Here is a 25638-nt window from a genome sequence, read left to right on the forward strand (position 1 = left end):
GAACAACAAGCAATAAAGTGCAGGCCGCCCGCGAGGCGGCCGACGGGAGGAGACAGCGATGCTGCGATCTATGCTGGGCGTGTGCCTTGCGGTGCAACTGTGTGCGGCGCCGGCGCTCGCTGCCGATATCAATGTCGGGATCATCCTGTCGGCTACCGGACCTGCCGCAGCGATCGGCAATGCCGAGCGGAACGGTACGCTTTTCGGCCCGACCGAGATTGCCGGCAAGAAGGTCAACTATCTCTTCCTTGACGAGGCGTCCGACAGTACCGCGGCGGTCGCCGCGCTGCGGAAGCTCTACCAGGAGAGCAAGATAGACATCCTTGTCGGACCGACCTCGACGCCGGGCTCCTTTGCCGCGATCGATCCGGCGGTCGAATACAGGCTGCCGATGATCACGCTGGCGCCCGTCAACGCACTGGTCGCCCCGGTCGATGCCAGGCGGCGCTGGATTTTCAAGACCACGACCAATGACGATCACGAAGCCACGCCTCTGTTTGCGAACATGAGGAAGACCGGCGTCAAGAAGCTCGCGCTGATCGGCTTTGGCGACTCCTACGGCGATGCCTGGAGCAAGGTCAGCGCCGACATGTGCGCGGCCGCCGGCATCGAGCTCGTCGCCGACGAGAAATATGCACGGACAGATACCACGGTCGTTGGGCAGATCCTCAAGGTCATCGCGGCGCGGCCCGATGCAGTTCTGATTGCGGCCTCGGGCGCACCGGCGGCCCTTCCGCTGCTGCAATTGCGGGAGAAAGGATATGAAGGGCAGATCTACGGCACGCTCGGCGCCACATTCGGTGATTTCCGCAAACTGACCGGCGTGCAGGGCGACGGCATTTTCGTGCCGCTGAGCCCGGCAGTGGGCGCGGCGTCTTTCCCGGACGACTATCCGGCCAAGAAGGCGGCGCTCGAGTTCATCCAGCGCTACGAGGCCAAATTCGGGCCCGGCAGCCGCAACATCTTTGCGGGCTCGGCCTATGACGCACTGCTTCTGATCGAGCGTGCGGTGCCTGCGGCGTTGAAGGCGGGAGAGCCCGGAACGGCGGAATTTCGGGAAGGTTTGCGGAGCGCGATCGAGGGGCTCAAGGGCGTTGCTGGATCGCGCGGTGTCTACAATTACGGGCCGAACGACCACACCGGACTGGACCAGAGTGCGCTGACGCTCGGCAAGCTCGACAAGGGCGAATGGATCGCAGTGCGCTGAGCAGCAGAACGGAGCAGGGATCATGCCCGTAACGGAGTGTCCGGTCTACGACGTCGATCTCTACAGCGACGAGGTCCTGCGCCAACCCTATCAGCACTATCGCGCGCTGCGCGATCTGGGCGCGGCGGTCTGGCTTCCGCGCAACGGACTCTACGCGGTCGGCCGTTTCGAGGACGTCCGGGCAGCTTTACGCAGCCCCGTCCTGTTCTCCTCCGCGCAAGGCGTTGCCGCCAACGACCACGTCAACGAGATGTCGAAAGGCACGACGCTCGCGAGCGATGCGCCGCTGCACGACCGGTTGCGTGCGATCATCGCGGCGCCCTTGCTGCCGAGAGCGCTGGAGCAGATCGGCCCGGAGATCAGGGCCGAGGCGCGGCGGCTCGTTGAGGATCTCGTCAGCCGGGGGCGGTTCGACGCCGTGACAGACCTGGCACAGCATCTGCCGCTGACCATCGTCTCCAAGCTCGTGGGTCTGGAGGACTATGGGCGCGGCAGCATGCTGCGATGGGCCTCGGCGACGTTCAATGTGCTCGGTGCGATGAATGACCGCGGCTGCGCGGCGATGACCGACGTGCAGGAGATGCGTCACTATCTCGGCGGCTCCGGGATCCGCGAGCGCTTGCGGCCGGGCAGTTGGGGCGAGCGGATTTTCGAGGCTGCAGACCGCGGAGAAGTCGAGGCGGAGCGCTGCCCGGTCCTGATGCGTGATTATCTGGGGCCGAGTCTCGACACCACGATCTTTGCGACGGCCAACCTGATCCTTTTGTTCGGGACATATCCCGATCAATGGGATCTGGTGCGGAAGGACCCGGCGCTGATCCCGGGCGCGATCAACGAGGCACTGCGCCTGGAATCGCCGATTCGAGGATTTACGCGACATCTGACCGACAACGCGACGATCGGGGACGTAACCGTCCCAAACGCAAGCCGCGTGCTGCTACTCTATGCATCAGCCAATCGCGACGAGCGGAAGTGGGAGGACCCGGAACGCTTCGATGTGCGCCGTCGTGCCAGCGATCATCTCGGGTTCGGCAATGGCACGCATATGTGCGTGGGCCTGCATCTGGCCCGGTTGGAGATGACCGCGCTTCTCGAAGTTCTGGTCGAGAAGGTGCGGCACTTCGATATCGGCGAGCCCATGCTGGCGCTCAACAACGTGCTGCGGGGCCTCGCATCCTTGCCCGTGCGGGTGAGCTAGGGACTGACCGGGATCGCTTCGGACGCATCGCGCATCGGGCCGACGAACTGTGCCACCGCTTCCTCGATCCCCAGGGCCGAGCGGATCCAGATGATGGAGATGCAGCCGAACACGGCGCCGTTGCGCATGATGGGGACCGCGATCGAGGCCGTCTTGGGATTGTACTCGCCCTCGCTGCGGATAGCGTAGCCGCGCGCTGCGGTTTCCGCGATCATGCGGTCGAGGCGGGTATCGTCGAGGAAGGGGCGGTCGTCGGCCTCGTCGATCCGGCGCAGATGACCGACGATCAGGTCGCGCTCGCGCGCCGGGCAGGCGGCGAGATAGGCGCGGCCCGCGGACGTCCGCAGCATCGGCAGGCGCTTGCCGATCATGCCGCGGTCGATCGAAAGCGGGCTGCGCGAATGGGTGGTCTCCTGCACCACCATCGCGGCGTTCTCGTAAGTCGACAGATCGACCGGCCAGACCAGGGTCTTGCTGAGTTCGGCGAGAAAAGGCGCAGCCGCCTGGCAGATCACCACGCCAGGATCGTAACCGTCGCCGAGACTGAGCGCGAGCCGCGTGACGCGAAAGCGGTCGTCGCTGGCGCTGCGCGCGACATAGCCGAGTTCCTCCAGCGTCTCGAGCAGGCGATAGACGGTCGGGCGAGGCAGGTCGAGCGCGCGGGCGACGTCGCCGGCGCGGATGCCGCCGGAGCGGTTGACCTCCTGCAGCACGTCCAGCCCGCGCTTGAAGGCGCGGACGCCCTCCGACTGCCGCGGCCGATCGGCACGCGTCCGCTCCTTGGACACTTCGCATTTCCTCCCTTGTGCCGCGTCGCCTCGCGACTATCGTCGTTGCAAACGCGAAGCGATTGCGGAGGCCACCGTAAGAGCGTGCGCGGCCGGTATCAAGTTCGCCGCACTGCAGCGGATGCGATGCCTCAATGCGATTCCTTGGGAGGAATTCGATGGAAATCACCGCACTCGGCTATGTCGGGATCAACTCGACCCAGCTCGATCAGTGGGGCCGGATGGCGACCGGACTGCTCGGCATGCAGCAGGTTGATCGCGGCGGCAAGATGCGTGCGTTCCGCATGGACGATCGCAAGCAGCGGTTGATCGTCGACGGCAGCAGCGATGCCGGGCTCGCGGTGATGGGATGGGAAGTGCCCTCGACCGCCGAGCTCGACCGTCTCGCCGGCCGCCTGGAACGCCACGGCGTGAAGGTGACGCGCGGCTCGCGCGCGCTCGCCGACGAGCGCCATGTCGCCGAACTGATCGGGTTCGAGGACCCCGCCGGCAACTGGCTCGAGGCCTTCTGCAAGCCGGAGCTCGCGAGCGAACCCTTCAAGCCGGGACGGCCGATCTCGGGTTTTCGCACGGGCGCGCTCGGCATGGGCCATGTCGTGCTCAACGTCGAGGACGTCGAGCCGCTGCTGCCGTTCTACCGCGATGTGCTCGGCTTCCACGTCTCCGACTTTGGCCTGAAGCCCTATGGGCTGTATTTCTTCCACGTGAACGGCCGGCACCACAGCTTTGCGATGGTCGGCTCGGGACGAAAGGCGCTGCACCATTTCATGGTCGAGCTCGGCAGCCTCGACGATGTCGGGCAGGGCTACGACCTCGCGCAGATGGACGATGGCCGCGTTGCCTATACGCTGGGCCGGCACACCAACGATCACATGACGTCGTTCTACGTGAACACGCCGTCGGGTTTCTTCATAGAGTATGGCTGGGGTGCGCGCGTGATCGATCCCGAAACGTGGCAGCCGCACGAGACTTTTGACGGACCGTCGCTGTGGGGCCACGAGCGGCTGTACATGCCGGAAGAGCAGCGCAAGCGCCTGCGCGACATGCGGCTGGATGCGGCCGCGCGCGGTGTCCGCGTCGCCGATCCGCGCGTGCCGCCGCTGAACTGTGCGTGGCTCGACCAGGTGGTCGCACGCGAATGATCCGCCGTGGGGCGGCAATGATCTGACATCTGGAAGGAACGATATGCTCAAGGCTCTCTTGCGGGCCGGCCTCCTGCTGCTCGCGTTCACAACATCTGCCTTGGCCGAACCGATCAAGGTGACGCTGCTCGGCACCGGCGTGCCGACGCCGCGGCCGTCCAGCTTCAGCGCCTCGACGCTGGTCGAGGCAGGAAGCGAAAAGCTGCTGTTCGATCTCGGCCGCGGTTCGACCATGCAGCTCTACAAGCTGAAGATTCCGCTCGGTGCGATCACGGCGAACTTCATCACCCATATGCATTCCGACCACCTCGTCGGGCTTCCCGACATGTGGCTGACCGGCTGGCTCGCCACGCCCTGGGCCTCGCGCAAGGGGCCGATGAAGCTCTACGGCCCCAAGGGCACCGTGGCGATGACGGAGAACCTGACCAGGGCATTCGCCGACGACATCCGGATTCGCATCGACGACGAGCACCTCGAGCCCGCGGCGATCGCCTTTGCGGCGAAGGATATCGAGCCCGGGCGCGTCTATGACAGCAACGGTGTGAAGGTCACCGCAATCGAGGTCAATCACGGCGACAAAATCAAGCCGTCGTTCGGCTACGTCATTGAATATGACGGCCACAAGGTCGTGCTGTCGGGCGACACCAAATATGACGAGCGCATCGCCAGGGCGGCCGAAGGCGCCGATCTGCTCATCCACGAAGTGGCTGTCATCGAGCCGGAACTGCTGGTCAGGAATCCCGTCTACAAGGACATCGGTGCCCACCATACTTCGCCGGAGGAAGCCGGCCGCATCTTTGCGTCCGCCAGGCCGAAGCTGGCTATCTACTCCCACATCGTGTTCGGCACGGTGAAACCGGCGCCCGACATTCCGGAGGAGCCGCTGATCCTGCGCACGCGAACGGAGTACAAGGGGCCGCTTCTCGTCGGCCGGGACATGATGTCGTTCAGGATCGGCGACACGGTGGAGGCGTTCGCGCCCGGCGGTGCCAGGCTCGAGCCGTAACGCAGCCGGCAATCAGGCCTCGCCGAGATCGACCTGCGTCAACAGTCCCTGCCGCAGCGCCAGCCGGACCAGCTCGATGTCGGAGCCGACGCCGAGCTTGTCCTTGATCAGCGAATGCAGATTCGCCACCGTCTTCGGGCTGACGTGCAGCGTCTCGGCGATCTCGTCGGTCGTCTTTTCGGCCAGCAGCAGCCGCAGCACCTCGAATTCGCGCGGCGTGAGCACGTCGGCGGCCGAGCTTTCGCCAGCAAGGCGGCTGAGCGCAAGCTCGTGGTCGATGTCGGGGCTGATGGCGATCTTGCCGGCGAGCACGTCCATCACCGCGCGCACCAACGTCTCCGGCGGGCTCATCTTGGTGACATAACCTCTCGCGCCGGCGCGGATCGCCTGCACTGCGAATCCGGCATTCTGGTGCATGGTGAAGACCAGGATCCTTGCCGCCTTGTCCCATTGCCGGATGCGCCTGATGGCCTCGATGCCGCCGATCCCGGGCATGCTCAGATCCATGATGACGAGGTCGGGTGCCTCGGACTTGAACAGGCGATAGGCCTCGGCGCCGTCGGCGGCCTCGGCGATGACGCGAAGTCCCGGCTGCTTCTGGAGCACCGAGCGATAACCCTCGCGGACGACGGAGTGGTCGTCGACCAGCAGAATCGTCGCGTCGGCCGCGCTCATGCCGCGCGCTCCAGCACCGGCGGATCGGCGGTGGAGACCGGAATGACGACGCGCAGCGCGGAGCCTCCGTTGGAGCCGGTCTCAAAGCTCAACTGGCCGCGCAAGGCTGCGACGCGCTCGCGCATGCCGAGCAGGCCCATTCCGGATTTCGCGGCGGGGTCGTTCGATCGTCCGTCGTCGTCGATCGCAAGCGCGATCTCGCCGGCCCGCATCGCCAGTTCGAGGCTGACCCGCGTGGCGCCGGCATGCTTGGCGGCGTTGGTGAGTGCTTCCTGCACGATGCGGTACAGGTTGTCGCTGATCGCGGCCGGCAGGGTCTCGAACGCGCCGTCGAACCGGATCGAAAAACGCGTCTCGCCGCGGCTGCGCCCGTTCCAGCCCGCAACGAGGCCTTCGAGGCTGGCGACAAGTCCGAGTTCCTCGACGTCGGGCGGGCGCAGCCGGAACAGCGTGCCACGCAGCATCTCCATCATCCCGGTCGCGGTCCGCGCGATGCCGTCGCATTCAGAGAGCAGGGAAGGGCACTCCTGCGCCGCAGTCGTACGGGCGGATGAGGCGAGCGCGCGGATGGCCGCCAGCGACTGGCCGAACTCGTCGTGCAGCTCGCGCGCCAGATGGCGGCGCTCCTCGTCCTGAAGCGCGATCAGCTTTCGCGTCAGTTCGGCGCGCTCGGCCAGTGCGGTGTCGAGGCTTTCAGCGAGATGGTTGAAGACGTCGCGGATGGCGGACAGCTCGGCGAGATCGAACGGCGGCAGCCGCGCGCTGAGATCGTTGGCGGCGATCCGTTCGAGGCCATTGCGGATCATGCGGGTCGGGCGCAGCGCGCGGGCGAGCACGGCATAGACCAGCGCGCATAACAGCGGCAACGCGATTGCCAGTGCGATCATCAGGCGGCCGGCCTCGTGCCAGGCCTCCGCCGTCTGCACGGCCGGATCGACCGAGACCACGACCTCGCCGAGCTTCGCACCGCGCACGACCACGGGCCTTGCCGCCTCGCGGCCGGGGTCGAACATGCCGCGATAGAAGGCCGCGAAAGCCTGCGGTGGCAGGTCCGCAGGACTGGGCGCGCCGCTGCAGAACCGCTGGAGCATGTCGCCGCTCGTGCCGCGAAATGCCAGACACAGGCCGGGCGTCATCACGTAGGCCGAAACCGGGTCGAGGTTCGGAAAGTCCGAGCGCGGGCTCGCCACCCACTGGATCTTGCCCTGTTGCAGCTCCAGCGTCTTGGCCACGATGGCGGCTATCCCGTCGATCCGCGCATGCGCCGCGCGGTCAGCCGTGACAAGGAAGTAGGCGGAGATCGCGGCGAAGCAGGCAGCCGATATGGCAGCCACGCGCAACGTCAGACGGACCTTGAGATCGAATCTCGGGCGGTTCCACATCGGCGGGCACCTGGTGCGAGCGGGTTTGTCGCCCCCGCATTAAACGGCAGAACGGAAGCGGCGGAAAGCGCGACGCCATACCGCGGTGCAGCGTCGTGAAATTTTCCCGGCGCTCGCCGGGACGGGCCCGGCTGCATGACGCCAATCCTTGGTCCAGATATGCGGGGCCGCTCCCTCATGCGAGGCCTGTTCATGCATCTTTCCCGCTCGATCCTCTCTGCGCTTCTCCTCATCGCCTTCCCGGCGGCTCATTCCCCGGCGGGGGCCGAGGCCGCCATCGGCGTTGCCATGGACGACTTCAGCTATACCGATACGTCGGCCGAGCCGGCCAACCAGACCGCCGCCCACGAGCGGCGGCTGTCCGCGTTCATGGCCGCGCTCAGGCGGGATATCGGCGCGGACGGCCGGTACCGGCCCGTGGCGTCGGCCCAGGATGGCGCTGCGTTCAAGGTCATCGGCGGCATCCAGAAGACGAGCACCCTGGTGCAATGGGCCAAGGTCGCCGTGATCGACGTCGGTGCCAGGAAGCTGGTGATGGACAAGCTCTACACCTTCCGCGGCGACAATGATGAATCATGGCAGCGCGCCGAGATGTTCGTGTCGCGCGAAGTCATGGCTGCGTTCGCCACACCCGCTCCGGTCGCGCTGGCGGTGTTTGAGTTCGAGCTTGAGGACAACACCGCGGCGCCTGCCGCCGGCCTTGTAGCCTCGGATGCGTCCTATCTGGCCGAAGTCACCGCCAGCGTCCGCGAAGCGCTGGGCCAGTCGGGCCGCTATCGCATCGTCGATGTCAGCGGCGAGGCGACCAAGGCGCGCGCCTTGCGCGACTGCGACGGCTGCGAGGCTGCGATCGCGCAGAAGCTCGGCGCGGATCAGTCGCTGATCGGCGTAGTGCGGCGGGTCAGCCGTACCGAATACACGCTCGGCTTCCAGGTGCGCGATGCCAGGACCGGTGCGGTGCTGGCGCGCGGCGACAGCGGCCTGCGCCTCGGCGCGGACTATTCGTGGAAGCGCGGCGCCGTGCGGCTGGTCAGCGAACGGCTGGTCGAGACCAGGTAGCGCCGACTTGGCTCAGAACGTGAGTTGCACCTTCATCGACTGCGAGCGGTCGCTGGCAAGCTCGAACGCGGCGACCGCGTTCTCGAACGGCATGGTGGCCGTGATCAGCGGCTTCACGTCGATCAGGCCTTCGCCCATCAGCCGCACCGCGAGCTCGAACTCGGGATCGAACCGGAAGGTGCCGCGCAGCTGCAATTCCTTGGCGACGATGGAATTGATCGGCAGCGTCATCTCGCCGCCGAGGCCGAGCTGCACCAGCGTCGCGCCGGGCCGGAGCACGTCGAGCGCGGCGCGCAGCGCGGTCTGGTTGCCGGAGGCTTCGAACAGCGTGTCGAACACGCCCTTGCCGGCGCGCCAGGGATCGAGCGCAGCGGCGTCGGTCGCGACATTGATGGCGTGGGTGGCGCCGAGTTTCCTTGCGACCGCCAGCGGCGCATCGGCGACGTCGGTGACGACGATTTCCGAGGCGCCGCCGAAGCGCGAGACCAGGATCATCAGCGCGCCGATCGGGCCGCAGCCGGTGATCAGCACGCGCTTGCCGAGCAGGGGGCCGGCCTGCTTGCCGGCATGCAGGCACACCGCGAGCGGCTCGGCGACCGCGGCCTCCGCCAGCGAGAGCTTGTCCGCGATAGGCACGGCCTGCGTCGCATCGACCGTGATGAATTCGCGAAAGCCGCCTTGCACATGGGGAAAGCGCATCGCGCTGCCGAGGAAGCGCATGTCGAGGCACTGGTTGCGCATGCCCTCCTGGCAATGCAGGCACTGGCCGCACGGCTTGCTCGGATTGACCGCGACGCGCGTGCCCGCACTTACATTGGTGACGCCGTCACCGACGGCTGCAACCACGCCGGCGATCTCGTGCCCCAGCGCCATCGGCTGCTGGATGCGGACGACGCCGAAGCCGCCGTGATGGTAGTAGTGCAGGTCCGAGCCGCAGATGCCGCCATTGGCGATTCTAACGCGGACCTCGCCCGGGCCCGGTGCCGGATCGGGGTAGCTATCGATCCGCAAATCCTTCGGGGCGTGGATGACGACGGCGCGCATGGTTCGCTCCTTGTTCGCGATTACATCGCGGCGATCATGCCGCCATCGACATAGATGATCTGGCCGTTGACATAGGTCGAGGCCTCCGACGCGAGGAAGATCGCCGCGCCGACCAGCTCGTCCGGCTTGCCCCAGCGCTTGCTGGGGATGCGGCCCATCAGCCAGCTGTTGAACTCGGTGTTGTTGACCAGCGCCTCGTTCATGTCGGTGAGCATGTAGCCGGGGCCGATCGCGTTGGCCGTGATGCCGTGCTGGGCCCATTCCACCGCCATCGAGCGGGTCAGGTTCTTGATGCCGCCCTTGGCGGCGGTGTAGGGCGCAATGGTGGGGCGCGCGAGCTCGCTGCCGAGCGAGCCGATATTGATGATCTTGCCGTGCTTGCGCGGGATCATGCGCTTGGCCGCCTCGCGGCCGATCACGAAGGCGCTAGTGAGGTTGGTTTCGATCACCTTGCGCCATTCGTCTGTGGTGAACTCCACCAGCGGCTTGCGATGCTGGATGCCGGCATTGTTGACGAGAATGTCGACGGCAATGCCCTTCTTGTCGAAGTCGTCGAAGGCGGCGACGATCGCTGGCTCGTCGGTGACGTTGAACGCGGCGCCTTCGGCCTGATGACCGGCGGCACGAAAATCGGCGACGGCCTGCTCGACGCGCTTGGGATCGACGCCGTTGATGATGATCTTTGCGCCGGCTTTCGCCATGCCCTCGGCAATGGCGCGGCCGAGGCCGCGGGAGGAGCCGGTGACGAGTGCGGTGCGGCCGGAGAGGTCGAACAAGGCGGTGCTCATCTCAAATGATCCTCAGACGTTGGAGCGGCGCACGGTGAGATCGCTGCGATCGAACACCGCGGGCAGGAGGTCGACGCCGAGGCCGGGTCCTTCCATCGGATAGACGAAACCGTCCTTGATCGTCGGCATCGTGGTCACGAGCTCATTGTACCAGCCCCTGTAGAAGGCGCGCACCGATTCCTGGATCAGCGTGTTGGGCTGGCTGAACGACATGTGGATGGCCGCGATGAAGCCGATCGGGCCGATGCAATCGTGCGGTGCGAAGGGCCGGTGATAGGTCTCGGCCATCGCCGCGATCTTTCGGCCCTCGGTGAGGCCGCCGGTCCAGCACAAATCGGCCATCACCACATGCATGGCGTCGCGGTCGAGCATGTCCTTGTAGGGGAAGCGCGAGCCAAGCGTCTCGCTGGCGCAGACCCAGACGTCGGTCGACCGCGCATATTCGGCCAGCGCCTGCGGCGAGTTCATGCGGATCGGGTCTTCGTACCAGGTCGGCTTGTAGGGCTCGATCGCGCGCGCGATCTGCTTGGCGGTCGGCAGGTTCCAGAGCGAATGGAGCTCGACCATGATCTCCATCTTGTCGCCGACGGCCTTGCGGATTTTTTCGAACGGCTCGAGCGCCTGCTTCATCTGCGCGGCGGTGATGTAGAGTCCCTTGTTCTCCTGGGCCGCCGGATCGAACGGCCAGATCTTCATCGCGGAGATGCCGCTTTCCAGCAGGCTTTCGGCCAGTGCATCAGCGTGGTTCATAAAGCCGTCGAGGTCTTCGTACGGCCCCTTGGAGGCGCCGAGATTCCAGTTGGCGACCGGACTGATATTGGTCGAGCGGACATATTGCGTGCCGGCGCAGGTGTTGTAGATGCGCTGCTTGTCGCGGCAGAGGCCGCCGAGCATCTGGTGCACCGGTTGATTGCAGACCTTGCCGAACAGGTCCCACAGCGCGATGTCGATCGCGGAGGCCGCGCGATATTCGACGCCGGTCGATGACTGCGCCATCGGCAGGTTCAGCATGTCGCGATGGATGGCTTCGATATGCAGGGGATTGCGGCCGAGCAGGCGGCCGGCAAAGGTGTCGTGGATCTGCGCTTCGACCGCGCCTGCGCCGTAGAAGGTTTCGCCGAGACCGATCATGCTCGTGTCGGTGTGAACGCGAACCCAGATGACGTTGGAGAATTCCTCGGTACGCAGCGTCTCGATCGACGTGATCTTCACGGCAATGTTCCTCCCGTCACAGGCGCCTCGCGCCCGTCGTCTCGTTTTGCACTGCAACATGTTGCAGATGGCGCGGAAGTCTTACCTCTGCTTGTAATATATCACAACATGTTTTAAGGCTGCGACAAATAGGGCGCCATCCAGCAACGAGAGCGCGGGCTGACGGGAGAGAACGACATGGCAAAGCGCAAGCGCGCGCTCGAGGTGGTGAGAAACGACGACGACGGCGAGGGCAAGCCCTCGCGGCGCAACCGGCTCAATTTCTTCGAGCTGGCCTATCAGAAGATCGAAGAGCTCCTTGTTCACTGCGAGCTCAAGCCCGGACAATTCATGACGATGCTGGAATTGCAGCACATCACCGGCTTCGGGCGCACGCCGGTGCATCACGCCGTCAATCGTCTCTCCGCCGACACGCTCATCATCATCCGTCCGCGTCACGGCCTGCACATCGCGCCGATCGATCTCGCCCGCGAACGCATGCTGCTGGCCTTGCGCCGCGACATGGAGCGCTTCGTCGTCCGGCTTGCGGCGGATCGCGCCAGCCTCTCGCATCGCAATCAGGCGCTGCACATCGAGCGTGTCTTGCGCGAGCGCCGCGGCAGCCTGACCCTCGACGAATTCAACAGCATCGATCGCCGCATCGACGCACTGGTGCTGGAAGCAGCCGGCGAACCCTTCCTCGTGCACACGCTGCGACCGCTGCACACGCTGTACCGCCGCATCGGCTACATCCACCACCGCTTCATGCCGGGACAGGCCGAGCTGTCAGGCACGATCGATCGCCACCTCGCCATCCTCAGTGCGGTCGCCGGCCGCCACGTCGAGGACGCCGTGAAGGCGAGCGATGCGCTGATCGACTACATGGACCAGATGTTCACGGGCATGGAGGCGGGAATCGATCCGCGCCTGCTCGATTGCAGCATCGAGCCGCTGCTCGGCACTTGAAAAGTACCTGGCGTAGAGAGTTTCGAAGAGAGGACCCAAGAAAATGTCGACGATGGCCATGCCACAACCGACCGCGAGCGAAGCCGCGGTCCGCTACCTCATCACGAACTACAGTCCAAAGGGCAACAAGGTCGGCTGGCTGATGATGGCCTCGATCCTGGTCGAGGCCTGGGATCTCTATTCGATCGCCTTCGTGCTGATCTTCATCAAGGAGCAGTTCAATCCCGATCCCTTGATGTTGGGCCTTGCCGCCGCTGGTACGCAGGGCGGCGCCCTGATCGGCGCGCTGCTCGGCGGCTGGCTCTCCGACAAGATCGGCCGCCGCGTGATGTTCCTGGTGACGATGGTGATGTTCATCGTGCTGGCGCTGGCGCAGGCCTTCGTGCCGAACGTGACCTGGCTGATCGTGATCCGCTTCCTGCTCGGCATCCCGCTCGGCTCGGACATCTCGACCGGCTACACCTACATCATGGAATCCATGGCCAAGGGTGAGCGCGAGGTCATGGGCAACCGCTGGCAATTCATGTTCGCCGTCGGCGAGGTGCTGACCATTGGCGTCATCGTGATCTTCCTGCTGCTCGACATCAACCACGAGACGCTGTGGCGCGTGACGCTCGGCCTCGGCGCGCTGCCGGCGCTGATCATCCTGATCATGCGTCACGACGTGCCGGAGACGGCGGTGTGGCTGGTGCAGAAGGGACGCTACCGCGAGGCCAAGAAGGTCGCGCGCGAAATGTTCAACGACGATCTCGCCATGCTGCCGGATCAGGACGTGGTGATGCCGAAGGTCTCTACCAGCGCCTTCATCGCCGACCTCAGGAAGGATCCGATCCGCTGGCGCGCCACGATCTACGGCTGGATCGCCTGCTTCATGCAAGCCAGCGAGTTCTCGACCTTCGCGTTCTATCTGCCGGTGCTCTTTGTCATGGTCGGCGTGTCGAGCATTCTGGGCATCAATCTGGTGACGATGGCGCTGTTCTCCTTCGCTGCGCTGTCGGGCTGGGTTGGCCCGCTGCTGACGCCGAAGATCGGCCACCGCGGCATTTCGATCGCAGGCTTCGGCATCGTGCTGGCCTCGCTGCTCGTCGCGGCGTTTGCACTCTACACCGACAACAAGGTCCTGCTGCCGTTCGCGGCGGCCGCGATGTTGTGGGGCCATTATTGGGACGCGTCGAACTGCATGACGATCCCGACCATGGTCGCCAAGCCGAAGTACCGCGGCACCGCCAGCGGCTTCGCGTACATGTTCGTGAAGCTGCCGTCGTTCCTGGCGATCTTCCTGTTCCCGACGGTGTTCGCCGCGATCGGGCAGGCCAATGCCACGCTGATGGTCGCTATCTTCCCGCTGATCGGATTGCTCGCCGCAATCTTCATCCTGCCGGAAGTCTACGGCTACGAGAACGACTGACGATGCGAGATACCCCGGTCGCGGCCGTCACGGCCGCGATCGGTTCTTTCCGCTACGGGCTTAGGAAGACGGGATCGATCCCTGTGCCATGGCTGAGCAGGCCGATGGCCTGAAGCTGGGCGCTGTGCAGGTCGATTTGCACGATCGCGAACAGGGTCAGCAGCACCACGACCGAGACGATCAGCAGGGGATGGGACGTCTCCGCGCGGCCCTGGTCCGGCGCGGTGAAGCTCCGAAACGAGCGGCGCAGGGAGAAGCTCTGCGGCAATGCCTTTGACTGGATCTGCATGATGGACCTCCTTGCCACGCGATATCGGTCTGCGCGACAATTCGAAGTATAGGTCCGCCGCGGCCAGCGACATTGATGCGCCGCAAATTGCGCGCGATTACCGGATGGCGGCGGCCAGCGCGGCGATCAAAGCAGGCGGCGTCACCAGCATGCCGAGCTTGAGGAACGGCCAGGCGCCGACCTCGATCTTTTCCCGCCGCAGTGCGACCAGCCACAGGATGGTGGCGAGCGAACCCGTCACCGAAAGATTGGGTCCGAGATCGACACCGATCAGGATGGCGCTGACGACGGGCGCTGGCAGATGATCGCTGGCGGCGACGGAGCCGGCGACGAGGCCGACGGGAAGATTGTTGGCGATGTTGGTGGCGACACCTGTCGTGATGCCCACGCTCCAGGCCGCCTTCGGGATCGATTGGGCGACGGCCTCGTTGAGCAGCGCGCTCAGCTGCCCGATCACGCCGGTCTTCACCAGCGTCTCCACCATGACGAAGAGCCCGCCGACCAGCGGCAGCACGCTCCAGGACACGCCGCGCAGCACGGGCAGCGGCGATTGCCGGCTGACGAGCAGCACGATCGCTGCCGTCGCTACGCCGCAAATGAAGGTCGGCAGGCCGAGCTGCTTGTCGAGCGCGGAGGCCGTGACCAGCACGACGCCGATGGCGACGATACCGAGCGCGGTCAACTTGCCGCCGCGGCCGAGTTTCGGGTGCGGCACGCTGCGCGCGATCGTTTCTTCCTTCAGCGCGCGGTGCTGGGTCAGGCGCAGCACGATGTAGGTCAGCAAAACCGAGGCCGCCGACGGCAGTGCGAACAGGCGCAGCCATTCCGTCAGCTGCGGCATGCGCGCGCCGAACACGACGAGATTGGCCGGATTGGAGATAGGCAGCACGAAGCTCGCGGCGTTGGCGATGAAGGCGCAGACGAACAGATAAGGCAGCGGCTTGGCGCCGGCGGCGCGCGTCGCGGCGTAGACGGCGGGCGTCAGCACGATCGCGGTGGCATCGTTCGAGAGCAGAACCGTCACGACCGTGCCGACGATATAGATCAGCAGGAACAGCCGCTGCGGCGAGCCGGCCGCATATTCGACCGCGAGGGCGGCGAGATAATCGAACAGGCCTTCGAGCCGCGCCAGCTCGGCGATCAACATCATGCCGATCAGGAAGAGATAGACGTCGACGCCTTTCTCGATGCCGACGAGCGCATCCTGCCACGACAGGAATCCGAGCAGCACGAGCGCCACGGCGCCGAGCATGGCCCAGATCGCTTCCGGGAGCCGAAAAGGGCGGATGATGACGCCTGCGGTCGCGGCGACGATGATGCTCCAGGCCCAGATGGCGTCAGACGGCACGTTCAGTCCTCAGGATACGGATTCATTCGGCAGCGATAGCGGATGCGGACGCCGCTGTCTTCCCCCGCGGGCGCGGACCGCCATCTGCGATTTGCCGCGTCTCGGGCAATGCGAGGAAGCAGACGACGGCGCCGAAGGCAGCCACCGCGCCGAGCGTGATGAACGCCGCGCTGTAGCCGGCGCCGACCACGACGAAGCCGGCCAGTGTCGTCGATAGGGCCGCGCCAATGCTTTGGGCGGTGATCACCGCGCCTTGCGCGACGTTGAAGCGGCCGGTGTTGCGCATGAGGTCGGCGACGATGACGGGGAAGATCGCGCCAAAAATGCCGGCGCCGACGCCGTCGAGCATCTGCACGCCGACCAGCCAGAACGGATTGTCCGAAAGCGTATAGAGCGCCGCCCTCAGCGGCAGGATCAGGAGGGCGGCAAGGAAGAAGCGCTTGTGGCCCCAGCTGTCGGCCCTGGCGCCGACCAGCATCGCGAACGGCACCATCACCAACTGGGCGGCAACGATGCAGGCCGACATCAGGCTGGTGCCGGTGTTCTTGTCCTGAAGCGCGAGCTTCTGCCCGACCAGCGGCAGCATCGCCGCATTGGAGAGATGGAAGAGCAGGGCGCAGATCGCGAACACGAGCAGGGGGCGGCAGGTCAGCAGGACAGCGAGGCCCGACGGCTGCTCGGTCTGTGTCTCGGCGCCGTCCAACCCGCGAGCAAGGTCGTGATCGATCGCGCCTTCGGGAATGGCGAGGATGCTGACAAGGCTTGCGATCGCCATCGCGCCGAGAAGGTAGAACACGACGGTCGGGCCAAACCAATAGGCGCTCAGTCCCGCAAGCCCGGCCGCGACCGCATTGCCGGCGTGATTGAACGTCTCGTTGCGGCCGATCCGCCGGGTGAAGGCGGCATGGCCGAAAATGCCGAGCGAGACGGCGGCGATTGCAGGCGGGAAGACCACGGCAGCAGCCTGCGCGATGCCTTGCGAGATCGCGACCGGCACGAAGCCCGGAAACAGGGGCAGGGATAGCGAGGCAAGCGTCACCATGATTGCGGCGATCACCATCACCAGGCGCTTTGCCCGCGTCGCATCGACCAGCGCACCCGCGGGTGTCTGCGCCACGATGCCGGCGATGGTCGCAATCGACATCACGAGGCCGATGCGCGCCTCGTTCCAGTGCTGCTCGGTGAGGAGATAGACGGCGAGATAGGGGCCGAGCCCGTCGCGGACGTCGGCGAGGAAGAAATTGGCCGCATCCAGCGCACGGCCGGCGCGTCCCTTTTCGTCATTGTCAGACATGAAAGGTTTCCTTCCTCGCCATCGTCTCTTGTCAGGCCGCGTGAGCGTCTTCGCCGTGGCCGTCTTTCGGTTTCCTCGGCTTCTTCACCGGCTTCAGCCGCTGGGAGTCAGGGCCGATCGCTTGCGCGTGGATCACGCGCCCGTGCCTGGTCTGAAGTCCGTCGCCACGGCCGGCAAGCCTGGCGCCCGGTGCAAGCAGAGCCGCAAAGTGCTCAGCTTCCTTCGGGCCGACGCGCAGGACGGTGCCGTCCGACAGCAGCGCGCCGCGCAGCTCGCCCTTCGGACCGAACAGCGAAAGCTCGACGCTATCCTGGACGGACATCGGCTCGTGCTTCACCTTCGGATGTTTGCGGTCGTGGTCTGGACCCTCGTCGACGATCTCGCGTCCACCCGCCGTGATCACGGCGACTGCTGTGAGCAGGTTTGCGCCGCGCGGCCGTACCCCGCGCACGCGGACCTTGTCCCCCGGCGAGAGATGCCGGGTGAGCTCGCCCTCCATATGCGGCGGCGTGTGAACCAGGGTGGCGGCCTGCTTGTCTTTCATGACGAAGCCGTCGACCTCACCGTGGGGATTCATAACGAAGCGCTCGAGGGTGCCTGCGACTTCCGGCAGGCTTTCGGGATCGATCCAGTGCATGTTGGCGTCCTGTCTGTTTCAGCTTTGAATGAGCATCAGCCGCGCGGCGGCGGGGGCGGCGGTGGGCCGAAGCCGGGAGGCGGTGGCGGTGCGCGACGGTCCGGTCCATCCTTTGGTCCATCCTTGGGTCCGGGCGGGCGCGGGCCGCGTAGCTCGGTCATCTGCTCCGGGGACGCGCCGATGGCGCGCACGCCGACGACCTTGCCAAGCGCGGTATCGAGAATGTCGCCGCGCGCGGAGACGGTTTGACCCTGGCGCAGCTGGTCTTGCAGGCGCTCGGCCTCCGGCGGCGGCAGGCGCAGCGTGGTCCCGTCGTCGAGCAGTGCACCGTTCACTTCACCGCGCTTGCCGTGCAACAGCGCCGCGATCCTGCCGCTGACGACCTGATCATCATTGTTCGCACGCCGGTCCGGCGGGCCGTTGTCAACGACGCTCTTGCCGGTCGCGATGTTGGTGATCGAGGCTGCGTCGAGCAGCGGCATGGCGCGGGCGCGCAATCCCCGGATCGAGACGTTGTCGCCGGGGCGGATCGCAAACACGATCTGGGCGGTGAGATGCGGGGGCAGCTTCACCTCGGTGCCGTCGGTGAGAATGACGCCGTCGACGTCGCCGCGCGGCGTCAGCGTGTATTGCCGGACGGTTCCGCGGGTCTCCGGAAGCTGCGAGGAATCCCACATCGGATCCCTTGACTGCGAGTAAGCGGCCGCACCGCCGCCGATCGCCGTGGTGGCGAGCAGCACGCAGAACAGCGCGCGCATGCGTGTCATCTTCTTCATGGAACGAATCCTTTCAATTTCGCGACGTCGGTCGCTTGCGGTAACTTCAGCAAGCGACATGCCAGCGGCGAAATCATTGAAAGGAAAGAGAAAATCCGGGAGGTGGAGATGTCAGTCGTCGTCTTTCCCGACGCCGTCCGTCAGCTTTTCTGACACCTCGACGAGGCCGTAGCGCTGCATCTTCGTGTAGAGGAGCTGGCGGTTGATGTTGAGGCGGCGTGCGGCTTCGGTCCGATTGCCGGCGCAGGCATCCAGCGCGCGAATAATCATTGTCTTCTCGAGCTGCGCGACGGCCGCGGGCAGATCCGCGTCGGATGCGGCGATGTCAGTCGGTATCTCGTTCGCGCTTGTATCGATGTCGTCGGGTCCGATGACGTCAGCGCGCGTCATGATGCAGGCGCGTTCGATGACGTTGCGCAGTTCGCGGACGTTGCCGGGCCAGGAATGGCGCTGCAATTTGTCGACGGCGGCTTTGCTGAGATGCTTGTACCGGCTGCCGCTCGCGGCCCCGCGGGCCAGGAAGTGCTGGGTGAGTGGCAGGATATCCCCCGTGCGGTCGCGCAGCGGGGGAATCGCGATCTGCACCACATTGAGCCGGTAATAGAGATCCTCACGGAATTCCCCCGCCGCGGCGAGCCTGGCGAGATCGCGGTGGGTGGCGGCAACGACGCGCGCATTGGTGCGCACGGGCTTTCCGCCGACGGGCGTGATCACCTGCTCCTGCAGGGCGCGCAGGATCTTTGCCTGCATGGCAAGCGGCATGTCGCCAATCTCGTCCAGGAACAGCGTGCCGTTGGCCGCGTCGCGAAACGCGCCGGCACGGTCCGCGGTCGCGCCCGTGAAGGATCCCTTCACATGGCCGAACAGCTCGCTCTCGAGCAGGTCTTCGGGGATCGCTGCACAATTGACCGCGACGAAAGGGCCGTCCTTCCGCTTGCCGTGGACGTGGAGAGCGCGCGCCACCAACTCCTTGCCGGTCCCGGTCTCGCCGAGAATCAGCACGATGGCGTTGCTGTCGGCGGCAAGACCGATTGCCTTCTGGACGCTGCGCATGGGCGCGCTCGACCCGATCAGGCCGTCCTCGGTGTCGGCATCCGGGCCGCTGACCATGGGCATGCGCTCAGGAAGCCGGCACAGCAGGTCCTTCAGCTCCGCGCGTCCGATCGGTTTGCTGAGGTGATCGAAGGCCCCGAGGCGCATGGCCTCGATCGTGTTGGCGGCGCTGGCGAAGGCCGTCAACACCACGACGGGCGGCGCGTCCGTGCGCGCGCGTATCCGGCGAAGCACCTCAATTCCATCCATGCCGCCGGGCATGCGCAAGTCGAGCAAAACGACATCGACCTCGCCATCGAGCGCGGCGAGACCCTCGCGGCCAGACGCAGCGAGGCGGGGCGAATGGCCGAGATCGGCGAGCGCTTCGGCGAGACCCTCGCGCAGCGCCGCATCGTCGTCGACGATCAGGACTGTCGCCATGGCACTTCAATCTCGAAAATCGCCCCGCCGACGTCCCGGAGCAGGCGAACATTGCCATGATGATGCCGTGCGATTTCGCGAACGATGGCAAGTCCGAGGCCAGTGCCGTCGGCGCGTCCCGTGACGAACGGTTCGAACAGGCGCTCCCGCACCTCGTCGGCAATGCCGGGGCCGGTGTCTGCCACCCGCAGCAGCAGGCTGCCGTCCCGCCGGCCTGCGTCCACGGCGATCGTCCCGCCGGCCGGGGTGTTCTGGATGGCGTTGATGATCAAATTGTCGAGCGCACGCTGCATCTGGGACGGATCCAGTTGCGGTAACGGCGAGGATGCGGGCCCGGTTCCCGCAGTCAAGGTTATGCCCCGGGCCGCGGCGAGGTCGCGATGGCTTTCCACCGTTCGCGCCAGGAAAGTCTCGAGATCGACCTCCGCCATCCTGGGCTCGCGGGCCTGCGTCATCTCCAGGAGGTCGCGCAACAGGGTGTCGAGCCGGTCAACCTGCTGGAGAATGGCGTTCAGCGCCGCTTCGCTACGCGAGCCGTCTGCAACGGCCAGCGCGTTCTCCGCCTTAAGCCGCATTGCGGCGATGGGGTTGCGGATTTCGTGGGCGAGGCCGGCCGACATACGGCCAAGCGCTGCGAGCCGCTCGGCGGCAGCGGCACGCCGGCGCTCCACGGACAGGCGCTCGCCAGTGCTGTTGAGCGCATCGACCAGCCGGTCGAGCTCGGGCGCTCCTGTCCGCGCCAGCTTCGGCAGATCGATCGTGCCCTCGCGGCGCTCGTCCAGGGCGGTTTCGATCTGACTGATCTTGCCCGACCAGACATAAAGCATGCGTGCAAGCCACGCGGCCGAACCGAAAATGGTCAGAGCGAGCAGAATGAGGCCCGACAGCAACTGATTGTAGGCGGGACCTTCCGACGTGATGGCGCGGGTCATGGTCCACCCGGTGACCCCCGTCAGCGGGCCTCGCAAGGGGCAGGCATGCACGATCAGCACCTGAGAGCGGCCGTATTGCCTGATCGATGCCGTGCGTCCCGACCGCAGCGCCTCGGCATTGACATCGCGGATGGTGCTGAGCTCGGCCGAGGGAAGGTCGGTTTTCGGTCCGGTGCCTTCATAGGTCGGGAATGCGTAGGCGAGGGAGCCCTGATCGGCCTGCCAGACGCCGCCTTCGACGCCGGGGGCGCCTGCAAGCGCAGTCCGGGTGACGGTTGTCAGTTGCTGCTTCAATTGATCGTCGATCGGTTCGCCGGTCCAACCCACCACGAAGAACTGATAGCGGTCGGCAAGGTCGCGGCAGGCGCGTGCCACCAGCTCTTCGGACCGGGCCAGCCGGGCGTTCGCCGTCTGCTGGAAGGATTCAAACAGCAGATAGCCGGTGGCGGCACCGGATACGACCAGCATGATCCAGAGGGCCAGCAATCGAGTGCGGAGTGAACGCATGCACCTAGAACTCACGGTTTCGGATCAGGTGCCTCAAAACCTCACCGCCAGCAGCACCGCGCCGGCACCGATCATGGCGATCCCGATCCAGCCCTGCGCCGTCGGCCGCTCGCCGAGAAAGGCGAAGGCGAAGAGAGCGACCAGGACGACACTGAGCTTGTCGATCGGCGCCACCAGCGTGGCGGGACCGAGCTTCAGGGCGCGAAAATAGCACAGCCAGGACGCGCCCGTCGCAAGCCCCGACAGCACCAGGAACAGCCAGGTCTTCGACGGGACCGCCGAGGGTGTCGCGAACTGGCCGGTGAAGAACAGCAGCACCGCGAAGGCGAGCAGCACCACGATGGTGCGGATGAAGGTGGCCAGATCCGGATTGATGTTCTCGACGCCGACCTTGGCGAAGATCGCGGTCAGCGCCGCAAAGCAGGCCGAGAGCAGCGCCCAGCTCTGCCAGGCGGAGAATAGGGCGGGTTTCATAGATGTGTTGCTTTCGTCTGGTCGCTCGCACTCCGCCGTCGTCCCGGACAAGCTAAGCGCAGATCCGGGACCCATAATGCGGAAGCTATCTTGGGGCACATACGTCGTCGTTCTTCGCCAAACACCATCCTGTGGTTATGGATCCCGGATCGGCGCGCCGCTTCGCGGCGCTTGTCCGGGACGACAGCGGTGCGCGTGACTTACACTCACCTTGCCACTGACAGTTTTTCGCTGATCGCCTTGCGCAGGATGCGCGACAGCGACTCCACCGAATAAGGCTTCTGGATCAGCTCGAAGCCGCGATGGGCGTTTTCGGCGAGCACGTTGCTGTAGCCGGAGGTGAGCACGACCGGGAGACCCGGATAGCGCTCGCGGATGATGCCAGCGAGCTCGACGCCGTTCATGCCGGGCATGATGACGTCGGAGAAAACGAGGTCGACGGCAAATTCATTCTCGCCGAGGATGGCAAGCGCGGCGTTGGCATTGGCAACGCGGCGGACGACATAGCCGAGATCTTCCAATAGTTCGGTCGAGAACTGGCCGACATCGTCATTGTCCTCGACCACCAGCACGCGATAGCCGCGCCCCGTCGTGGCGGCCTCGCTGATCAGCGCCGCGGCTTCCTTCTCGGCGGCAGGGCTCTGCGCCTGCGGCAGGTAGATGGTGAAGGTCGCGCCCTTGCCCTGCGTGCTCGTCACCGCGATGTCGCCCTCGGACTGCTTTGCGAAACCGAACGCCTGGCTGAGGCCGAGGCCGGTGCCTTTGCCGACTTCCTTGGTGGTGAAGAACGGCTCGAAGATGGCGTCGATATTTTCAGGCGCGATGCCGCTGCCGGTATCCGCAACGGAGATCGCGACATAGTCGCCGCCGCGCGCCGACTGTGCGCGAAGCCCCGGTATGCCAGCGACCTTGCGCACGGCGATGGTGAGGCAGCCTTCGCCGTCCATGGCGTCGCGGGCGTTGATGGCGAGGTTGATCAGTGCGGTCTCGAATTGCGCGATGTCGGCGACGGTGAAGCAATCGGCATCGTCGATCTCGACGACGATCTCGATGCGGCCGCCGACCAGGGGACGGACCAGCTGCGCCACGCCCTCGACCTGGGCGCCGACGTTGAAGATCTGCGGCTTCAGAGGCTGCCGGCGTGCGAAAGCCAGTAGCTGCGCGGTCAGCTTGGAGGCGCGTTCGACGGTGTCGGAGATGGCATCGACATAGCGGCGGCGGCGCTCCTCCGGCAGCTCGCGCCGGCGCAGGAAGTCGGTCGCCGAACGGATGATGGTGAGGAGGTTGTTGAAATCGTGTGCGACGCCGCCGGTGAGCTGGCCGATCGCCTCCATCTTCTGCGACTGGCGCAGCGCTTCCTCGCCGCGGCGGCGCTCGGTGATGTCGACGGCCTCGGGCACGGCGCCGGTGATGTTGCCGTGGCGGTCGAGCACCGGGCGCATGCCGAACTCGAAATCGCGCTCGCCGACGGGAAGGCGCAGCCGCATCTCCATCCGCACCGCTTCGCCTTTCAGCACGGTGTCGAAGGCCCCGCGCACGGTTGCGCTCATGCCTGGCGTCCCGGTGAACCAGGGCGTGTCCCAGAACGGCTTGCCGATCACGTCGGCAGAGCTGGCCTTGATGCCGTCGAGCGCGGTCTTGTTGGCGTAGAGCAATTCGCCCTTGAGATTGACCAGGCCCTGATACTGGTTGCTGGTACCCAGGATCGCGCGCAGCCGTGCCTCGTTGGATTCGAGCTCGGCGGTGCGTTCGGCAATGCGCTCCTCCAGCGTCTCGTTGAGCCGGCGCAGCTCGATCTCGGCCTGCTTGGCGACGGTGATGTCGTGGGCGACGCCGATGAAGCCGATATGCTTGCCGGTCGGGTCCCAGCGCGGCTGCGATTCCGAGCGCAGCCAGCGCCACTCGCCATGGGCGTCCTTGTAGCGCGCTTCCAGCACGAACGGTTTCAGCGAGGCTTCGCCCTGGACGGACTGCTGCAGCACATGCGGCAGATCGTCGGGATGCAGCACCTTGCGCCAGTCGAAGGCGATGGCCTCGTCGTAGGGCAGGCCGACGAAGTCGACATAGGCCCGGTTGGCGAAGGAGCGCGTGCGGTCGAGTTTTGTCACCCAGATCGGCACCGGCGCGCTGTCGGCGATCAGCCGGAAGCGCTCCTCGCTCTCGCGCAGCGTTTCGCGCACCAGCATCTGGTCGGTGATATCGATATGGGCGCCGACGAGTCGGATGGCGCGCCGGTCGCCGCCACGCTCGATCTTGGCGACGACGCGGATCCAGCGGGTCTCGCCGTCGCTCGGGCGGATGATGCGGTATTCGGCTGTGTAATCCTCGCTGATCCCGGCCAGCGCGTCGAGGAAATGCTTGACCGTCGCGTCGCGGTCATCGGGGTGAATGCGGTTGACCCAGTTCTCGTGGGACTCGTCGGCGGCCTCCGGAGGCAGCCCATGGAGCATCAGATATTCGGGCGAGCGGCGGTTCTTGAAGCCCTCGCGGAAGTCGACCTCGAGCCCGCCGACCTTGCCGATACGCTGGATCCGCGCCAGCTCCGCCTCACGCTCCTGGAGCGCGCGATAGGCGTCGTCGCGCTGGCGCGCGATGTCGTCGAGGTGTTGGCGCAGCCTTTCGGCGGCGGTGGTGTCGGGCGAAGAATCGTTCAAGGCGTCGGCCGTTGTGATGCGGGTGCGCACGTGCCGGACCGATATTCACACAGACGCAGCGTGATAGCCATTGCTCAAAGGGGAATGAATTGTCGGAAAAGGTCCGCAGCCAGTCTGAACGCGGTAAAGTCCGATCAGCCAACGCCGGGTCTGGATATTTGTTCCAAACATTGGAACGATGCGTCCGCGGACGCGTCTTTGCGAGGCGTCACAACTCCTATTGATAAAACTCTGTTTCCGAAGAGGCTAAACCTTGAAGCTCTTTGTCTGCCAGTCCTGCGGCAACGTCCTCTATTTCGAGAACCGCGCCTGCGAACGCTGCGGCCACCGTGTCGCCTTCCTGCCGGAGCGGGAGACGATGTCGGCGCTCGAGCCCGACGGGGAGGGCTGGGCCACGCTTGCCGACAAGGGCCGGGGGCGGATGCTGTGCCGGAACGCGGAGTATGATTCCTGCAACTGGTTGACCGACGCGGACGACAGCACCGGCTATTGCCGCGCCTGCCGCCACAACGGCATCGTGCCTGACCTCTCCGACCCCGCGCAGCTCGCCGGCTGGCGCGAGCTGGAGGTGGCCAAGCACCGCCTGTTCTACTCCCTGATCCGCTGGAAGCTGCCGCTCCGGACCCGGCAGGAGGACGCCGAGCACGGCCTCATCTTCAACTTCCTCGCCGACGATCCAAACAGCGGTCAAAAAATCCTGACCGGGCATGACAACGGCCTGATCACGATCGCGCTCACCGAGACGGACGCCATTGAGCGCGAGCGGCGCCGGCTGGAGATGGGGGAGCCGTACCGGACGCTGCTCGGGCATTTCCGCCACGAGGTCGGACATTATTTCTGGGACGTGCTGGTGCGCGACGGCGGCAAGCTGGACGACTGTCGTGCCGTGTTCGGCGACGATTCGCTCGATTACGGCCAGGCCTTGCAACGCCATTATGCCGAAGGCGCGCCGGCGGACTGGCAGCAGAACTACGTCTCGGCCTATGCCACGACCCACCCCTGGGAAGACTTCGCCGAAACCTGGGCGCACTACCTCCACATCGTCGATACCTTGGAGATGGCCTCGGAGTTCGGCATGGAGGTTCGCCCCAAGGTCGACCGCGACGGGGAGTTGACGGCGCGCATTCGTTTCAATCCCTACGAAGCCAGGGACGTCGAGGCGCTCGTCAACGCATGGCTGCCCTTCACCTTCGCCATGAACAGCGTCAACCGCGCCATGGGTATGCGCGATCTTTATCCCTTCATCCTGTCGCCGGCCGTCGTCGCCAAACTGGGCTTCATCCATGGCCTGGTCCGGGACGTGGCCAAGGGCACGCCCAAGGATGCGTCCAAGGCCGCGTCAACGGACCTGCCCAAGCCCGGGAAGCCGTAAGCCGCCCAAGGGCTTGCCGGGCAGGCTT

23 protein-coding genes are annotated in these 25638 nt (G+C 65.7%); 8 read left to right on the forward strand and 15 right to left on the reverse strand.

Annotation, left to right across the window (positions count from 1 at the left end; translation table 11 throughout):
- Positions 1-58 precede the first annotated feature (58 nt).
- Together FNV92_RS15040 and FNV92_RS15045 are read left to right on the forward strand one after the other, a co-directional pair.
- A complete protein-coding gene (locus tag FNV92_RS15040; protein WP_143845853.1) occupies positions 59-1207 on the forward strand; it encodes an ABC transporter substrate-binding protein in 1149 nt (382 codons plus the stop codon).
- Between the two features lie 22 nt (positions 1208-1229).
- On the forward strand, positions 1230-2405 hold the full coding sequence (locus FNV92_RS15045; protein ID WP_143845852.1) for a cytochrome P450: 1176 nt from the start codon (positions 1230-1232) through the stop codon (positions 2403-2405).
- Here the strand turns inward: FNV92_RS15045 and FNV92_RS15050 are convergent.
- Positions 2402-3193 carry a DNA-binding transcriptional regulator gene (locus FNV92_RS15050; RefSeq protein WP_143845851.1) on the reverse strand — a complete coding sequence of 264 codons (792 nt, stop codon included), beginning with the start codon at positions 3191-3193 and terminating at the stop codon, positions 2402-2404. The genes FNV92_RS15045 and FNV92_RS15050 overlap by 4 nt on opposite strands.
- Positions 3194-3351: 158 nt before the next feature.
- Here FNV92_RS15050 and FNV92_RS15055 point away from each other — a divergent pair, with 158 nt between their 5' ends.
- Together FNV92_RS15055 and FNV92_RS15060 are read left to right on the forward strand one after the other, a co-directional pair.
- Positions 3352-4335, forward strand: a complete 984-nt coding sequence (locus FNV92_RS15055) for a VOC family protein (RefSeq protein WP_168213707.1) — start codon at positions 3352-3354, stop codon at positions 4333-4335.
- Between the two features lie 43 nt (positions 4336-4378).
- Positions 4379-5341, forward strand: a complete 963-nt coding sequence (locus FNV92_RS15060; RefSeq protein WP_143845850.1) for an MBL fold metallo-hydrolase — start codon at positions 4379-4381, stop codon at positions 5339-5341.
- A gap of 12 nt (positions 5342-5353) precedes the next feature.
- On the opposite strand, the gene FNV92_RS15065 is transcribed toward FNV92_RS15060, so the two are convergent.
- Together FNV92_RS15065 and FNV92_RS15070 are read right to left on the reverse strand one after the other, a co-directional pair.
- On the reverse strand, positions 5354-6016 hold the full coding sequence (locus FNV92_RS15065) for a response regulator (RefSeq protein ID WP_143845849.1): 663 nt from the start codon (positions 6014-6016) through the stop codon (positions 5354-5356).
- Complete coding sequence (locus tag FNV92_RS15070; RefSeq protein WP_143845848.1) at positions 6013-7398, reverse strand: sensor histidine kinase; 1386 nt, start codon at positions 7396-7398, stop codon at positions 6013-6015. Before FNV92_RS15070 ends, FNV92_RS15065 begins: the two co-directional genes overlap by 4 nt.
- Before the next feature lie 192 nt (positions 7399-7590).
- Here FNV92_RS15070 and FNV92_RS15075 point away from each other — a divergent pair, with 192 nt between their 5' ends.
- Positions 7591-8457 carry a DUF3280 domain-containing protein gene (locus FNV92_RS15075; protein ID WP_143845847.1) on the forward strand — a complete coding sequence of 289 codons (867 nt, stop codon included), beginning with the start codon at positions 7591-7593 and terminating at the stop codon, positions 8455-8457.
- Positions 8458-8469: 12 nt separating this feature from the next.
- On the opposite strand, the gene FNV92_RS15080 is transcribed toward FNV92_RS15075, so the two are convergent.
- From FNV92_RS15080 to FNV92_RS15090, 3 genes are read right to left on the reverse strand one after another with little or no spacing between them, the layout of a single operon-like run.
- Positions 8470-9501: an L-idonate 5-dehydrogenase gene (locus FNV92_RS15080; protein ID WP_143845846.1), complete on the reverse strand. Its 1032-nt coding sequence runs from the start codon at positions 9499-9501 to the stop codon at positions 8470-8472.
- Positions 9502-9521: 20 nt separating this feature from the next.
- Complete coding sequence (locus FNV92_RS15085; RefSeq protein ID WP_143845845.1) at positions 9522-10289, reverse strand: SDR family oxidoreductase; 768 nt, start codon at positions 10287-10289, stop codon at positions 9522-9524.
- Positions 10290-10301: 12 nt separating this feature from the next.
- Positions 10302-11501: a mandelate racemase/muconate lactonizing enzyme family protein gene (locus tag FNV92_RS15090; RefSeq protein WP_168213706.1), complete on the reverse strand. Its 1200-nt coding sequence runs from the start codon at positions 11499-11501 to the stop codon at positions 10302-10304.
- Between the two features lie 177 nt (positions 11502-11678).
- Here FNV92_RS15090 and FNV92_RS15095 point away from each other — a divergent pair, with 177 nt between their 5' ends.
- Entirely contained in the window at positions 11679-12446 is a 768-nt protein-coding gene (locus FNV92_RS15095) for a GntR family transcriptional regulator (RefSeq protein WP_015685518.1), read from the forward strand.
- Between the two features lie 43 nt (positions 12447-12489).
- A complete protein-coding gene (locus tag FNV92_RS15100; protein WP_015685519.1) occupies positions 12490-13854 on the forward strand; it encodes an MFS transporter in 1365 nt (454 codons plus the stop codon).
- A gap of 52 nt (positions 13855-13906) precedes the next feature.
- On the opposite strand, the gene FNV92_RS15105 is transcribed toward FNV92_RS15100, so the two are convergent.
- From FNV92_RS15105 to FNV92_RS15145, 9 genes are all read right to left on the reverse strand, one after another.
- Positions 13907-14143, reverse strand: a complete 237-nt coding sequence (locus tag FNV92_RS15105) for a hypothetical protein (protein WP_143845843.1) — start codon at positions 14141-14143, stop codon at positions 13907-13909.
- Positions 14144-14240: 97 nt separating this feature from the next.
- Positions 14241-15491 carry an arsenic transporter gene (locus FNV92_RS15110; protein WP_143845842.1) on the reverse strand — a complete coding sequence of 417 codons (1251 nt, stop codon included), beginning with the start codon at positions 15489-15491 and terminating at the stop codon, positions 14241-14243.
- Between the two features lie 22 nt (positions 15492-15513).
- Entirely contained in the window at positions 15514-16785 is a 1272-nt protein-coding gene (locus FNV92_RS15115; RefSeq protein WP_143845841.1) for an MFS transporter, read from the reverse strand.
- A 31-nt stretch (positions 16786-16816) separates the two neighbouring features.
- Positions 16817-17422 (reverse strand): hypothetical protein, encoded by a 606-nt coding sequence (locus tag FNV92_RS15120; protein ID WP_143845840.1) that lies wholly within the window; start codon positions 17420-17422, stop codon positions 16817-16819.
- Positions 17423-17457: 35 nt separating this feature from the next.
- A complete protein-coding gene (locus FNV92_RS15125; protein ID WP_143845839.1) occupies positions 17458-18198 on the reverse strand; it encodes a hypothetical protein in 741 nt (246 codons plus the stop codon).
- Positions 18199-18309: 111 nt separating this feature from the next.
- A complete protein-coding gene (locus tag FNV92_RS15130) occupies positions 18310-19671 on the reverse strand; it encodes a sigma-54-dependent transcriptional regulator (RefSeq protein ID WP_143845838.1) in 1362 nt (453 codons plus the stop codon).
- Complete coding sequence (locus tag FNV92_RS15135) at positions 19656-21110, reverse strand: sensor histidine kinase (RefSeq protein WP_143845837.1); 1455 nt, start codon at positions 21108-21110, stop codon at positions 19656-19658. Before FNV92_RS15135 ends, FNV92_RS15130 begins: the two co-directional genes overlap by 16 nt.
- 33 nt (positions 21111-21143) lie before the next feature.
- A complete protein-coding gene (locus FNV92_RS15140; RefSeq protein WP_143845836.1) occupies positions 21144-21584 on the reverse strand; it encodes an EamA family transporter in 441 nt (146 codons plus the stop codon).
- Positions 21585-21790: 206 nt separating this feature from the next.
- Positions 21791-24268: a PAS domain-containing hybrid sensor histidine kinase/response regulator gene (locus FNV92_RS15145; RefSeq protein ID WP_143845835.1), complete on the reverse strand. Its 2478-nt coding sequence runs from the start codon at positions 24266-24268 to the stop codon at positions 21791-21793.
- 223 nt (positions 24269-24491) lie between these two features.
- On the opposite strand from FNV92_RS15145, the gene FNV92_RS15150 reads away from it, so the two are divergent.
- On the forward strand, positions 24492-25610 hold the full coding sequence (locus tag FNV92_RS15150; RefSeq protein ID WP_015685529.1) for a zinc-binding metallopeptidase family protein: 1119 nt from the start codon (positions 24492-24494) through the stop codon (positions 25608-25610).
- Positions 25611-25638: the final 28 nt, after the last annotated feature.

Origin of the sequence: Bradyrhizobium cosmicum (assembly GCF_007290395.2) — a bacterium.
GTDB classification, from domain to species: domain Bacteria; phylum Pseudomonadota; class Alphaproteobacteria; order Rhizobiales; family Xanthobacteraceae; genus Bradyrhizobium; species Bradyrhizobium cosmicum.

Bases quoted from the DNA above. Each gene is read 5' to 3' on its own strand.
- FNV92_RS15045 (WP_143845852.1), top strand. From the start codon at position 1,230: ATGCCCGTAACGGAGTGTCCGGTCTACGACGTCGATCTCTACAGCGAC.
- FNV92_RS15130 (WP_143845838.1), bottom strand. From the start codon at position 19,671: ATGGCGACAGTCCTGATCGTCGACGACGATGCGGCGCTGCGCGAGGGT.
- FNV92_RS15120 (WP_143845840.1), bottom strand. From the start codon at position 17,422: ATGCACTGGATCGATCCCGAAAGCCTGCCGGAAGTCGCAGGCACCCTC.
- FNV92_RS15040 (WP_143845853.1), top strand. From the start codon at position 59: ATGCTGCGATCTATGCTGGGCGTGTGCCTTGCGGTGCAACTGTGTGCG.
- FNV92_RS15140 (WP_143845836.1), bottom strand. From the start codon at position 21,584: ATGAAACCCGCCCTATTCTCCGCCTGGCAGAGCTGGGCGCTGCTCTCG.
- FNV92_RS15065 (WP_143845849.1), bottom strand. From the start codon at position 6,016: ATGAGCGCGGCCGACGCGACGATTCTGCTGGTCGACGACCACTCCGTC.
- FNV92_RS15075 (WP_143845847.1), top strand. From the start codon at position 7,591: ATGCATCTTTCCCGCTCGATCCTCTCTGCGCTTCTCCTCATCGCCTTC.
- FNV92_RS15100 (WP_015685519.1), top strand. From the start codon at position 12,490: ATGTCGACGATGGCCATGCCACAACCGACCGCGAGCGAAGCCGCGGTC.
- FNV92_RS15085 (WP_143845845.1), bottom strand. From the start codon at position 10,289: ATGAGCACCGCCTTGTTCGACCTCTCCGGCCGCACCGCACTCGTCACC.
- FNV92_RS15070 (WP_143845848.1), bottom strand. From the start codon at position 7,398: ATGTGGAACCGCCCGAGATTCGATCTCAAGGTCCGTCTGACGTTGCGC.
- FNV92_RS15060 (WP_143845850.1), top strand. From the start codon at position 4,379: ATGCTCAAGGCTCTCTTGCGGGCCGGCCTCCTGCTGCTCGCGTTCACA.
- FNV92_RS15080 (WP_143845846.1), bottom strand. From the start codon at position 9,501: ATGCGCGCCGTCGTCATCCACGCCCCGAAGGATTTGCGGATCGATAGC.
- FNV92_RS15135 (WP_143845837.1), bottom strand. From the start codon at position 21,110: ATGCGTTCACTCCGCACTCGATTGCTGGCCCTCTGGATCATGCTGGTC.
- FNV92_RS15095 (WP_015685518.1), top strand. From the start codon at position 11,679: ATGGCAAAGCGCAAGCGCGCGCTCGAGGTGGTGAGAAACGACGACGAC.
- FNV92_RS15115 (WP_143845841.1), bottom strand. From the start codon at position 16,785: ATGTCTGACAATGACGAAAAGGGACGCGCCGGCCGTGCGCTGGATGCG.
- FNV92_RS15125 (WP_143845839.1), bottom strand. From the start codon at position 18,198: ATGAAGAAGATGACACGCATGCGCGCGCTGTTCTGCGTGCTGCTCGCC.
- FNV92_RS15105 (WP_143845843.1), bottom strand. From the start codon at position 14,143: ATGCAGATCCAGTCAAAGGCATTGCCGCAGAGCTTCTCCCTGCGCCGC.
- FNV92_RS15055 (WP_168213707.1), top strand. From the start codon at position 3,352: ATGGAAATCACCGCACTCGGCTATGTCGGGATCAACTCGACCCAGCTC.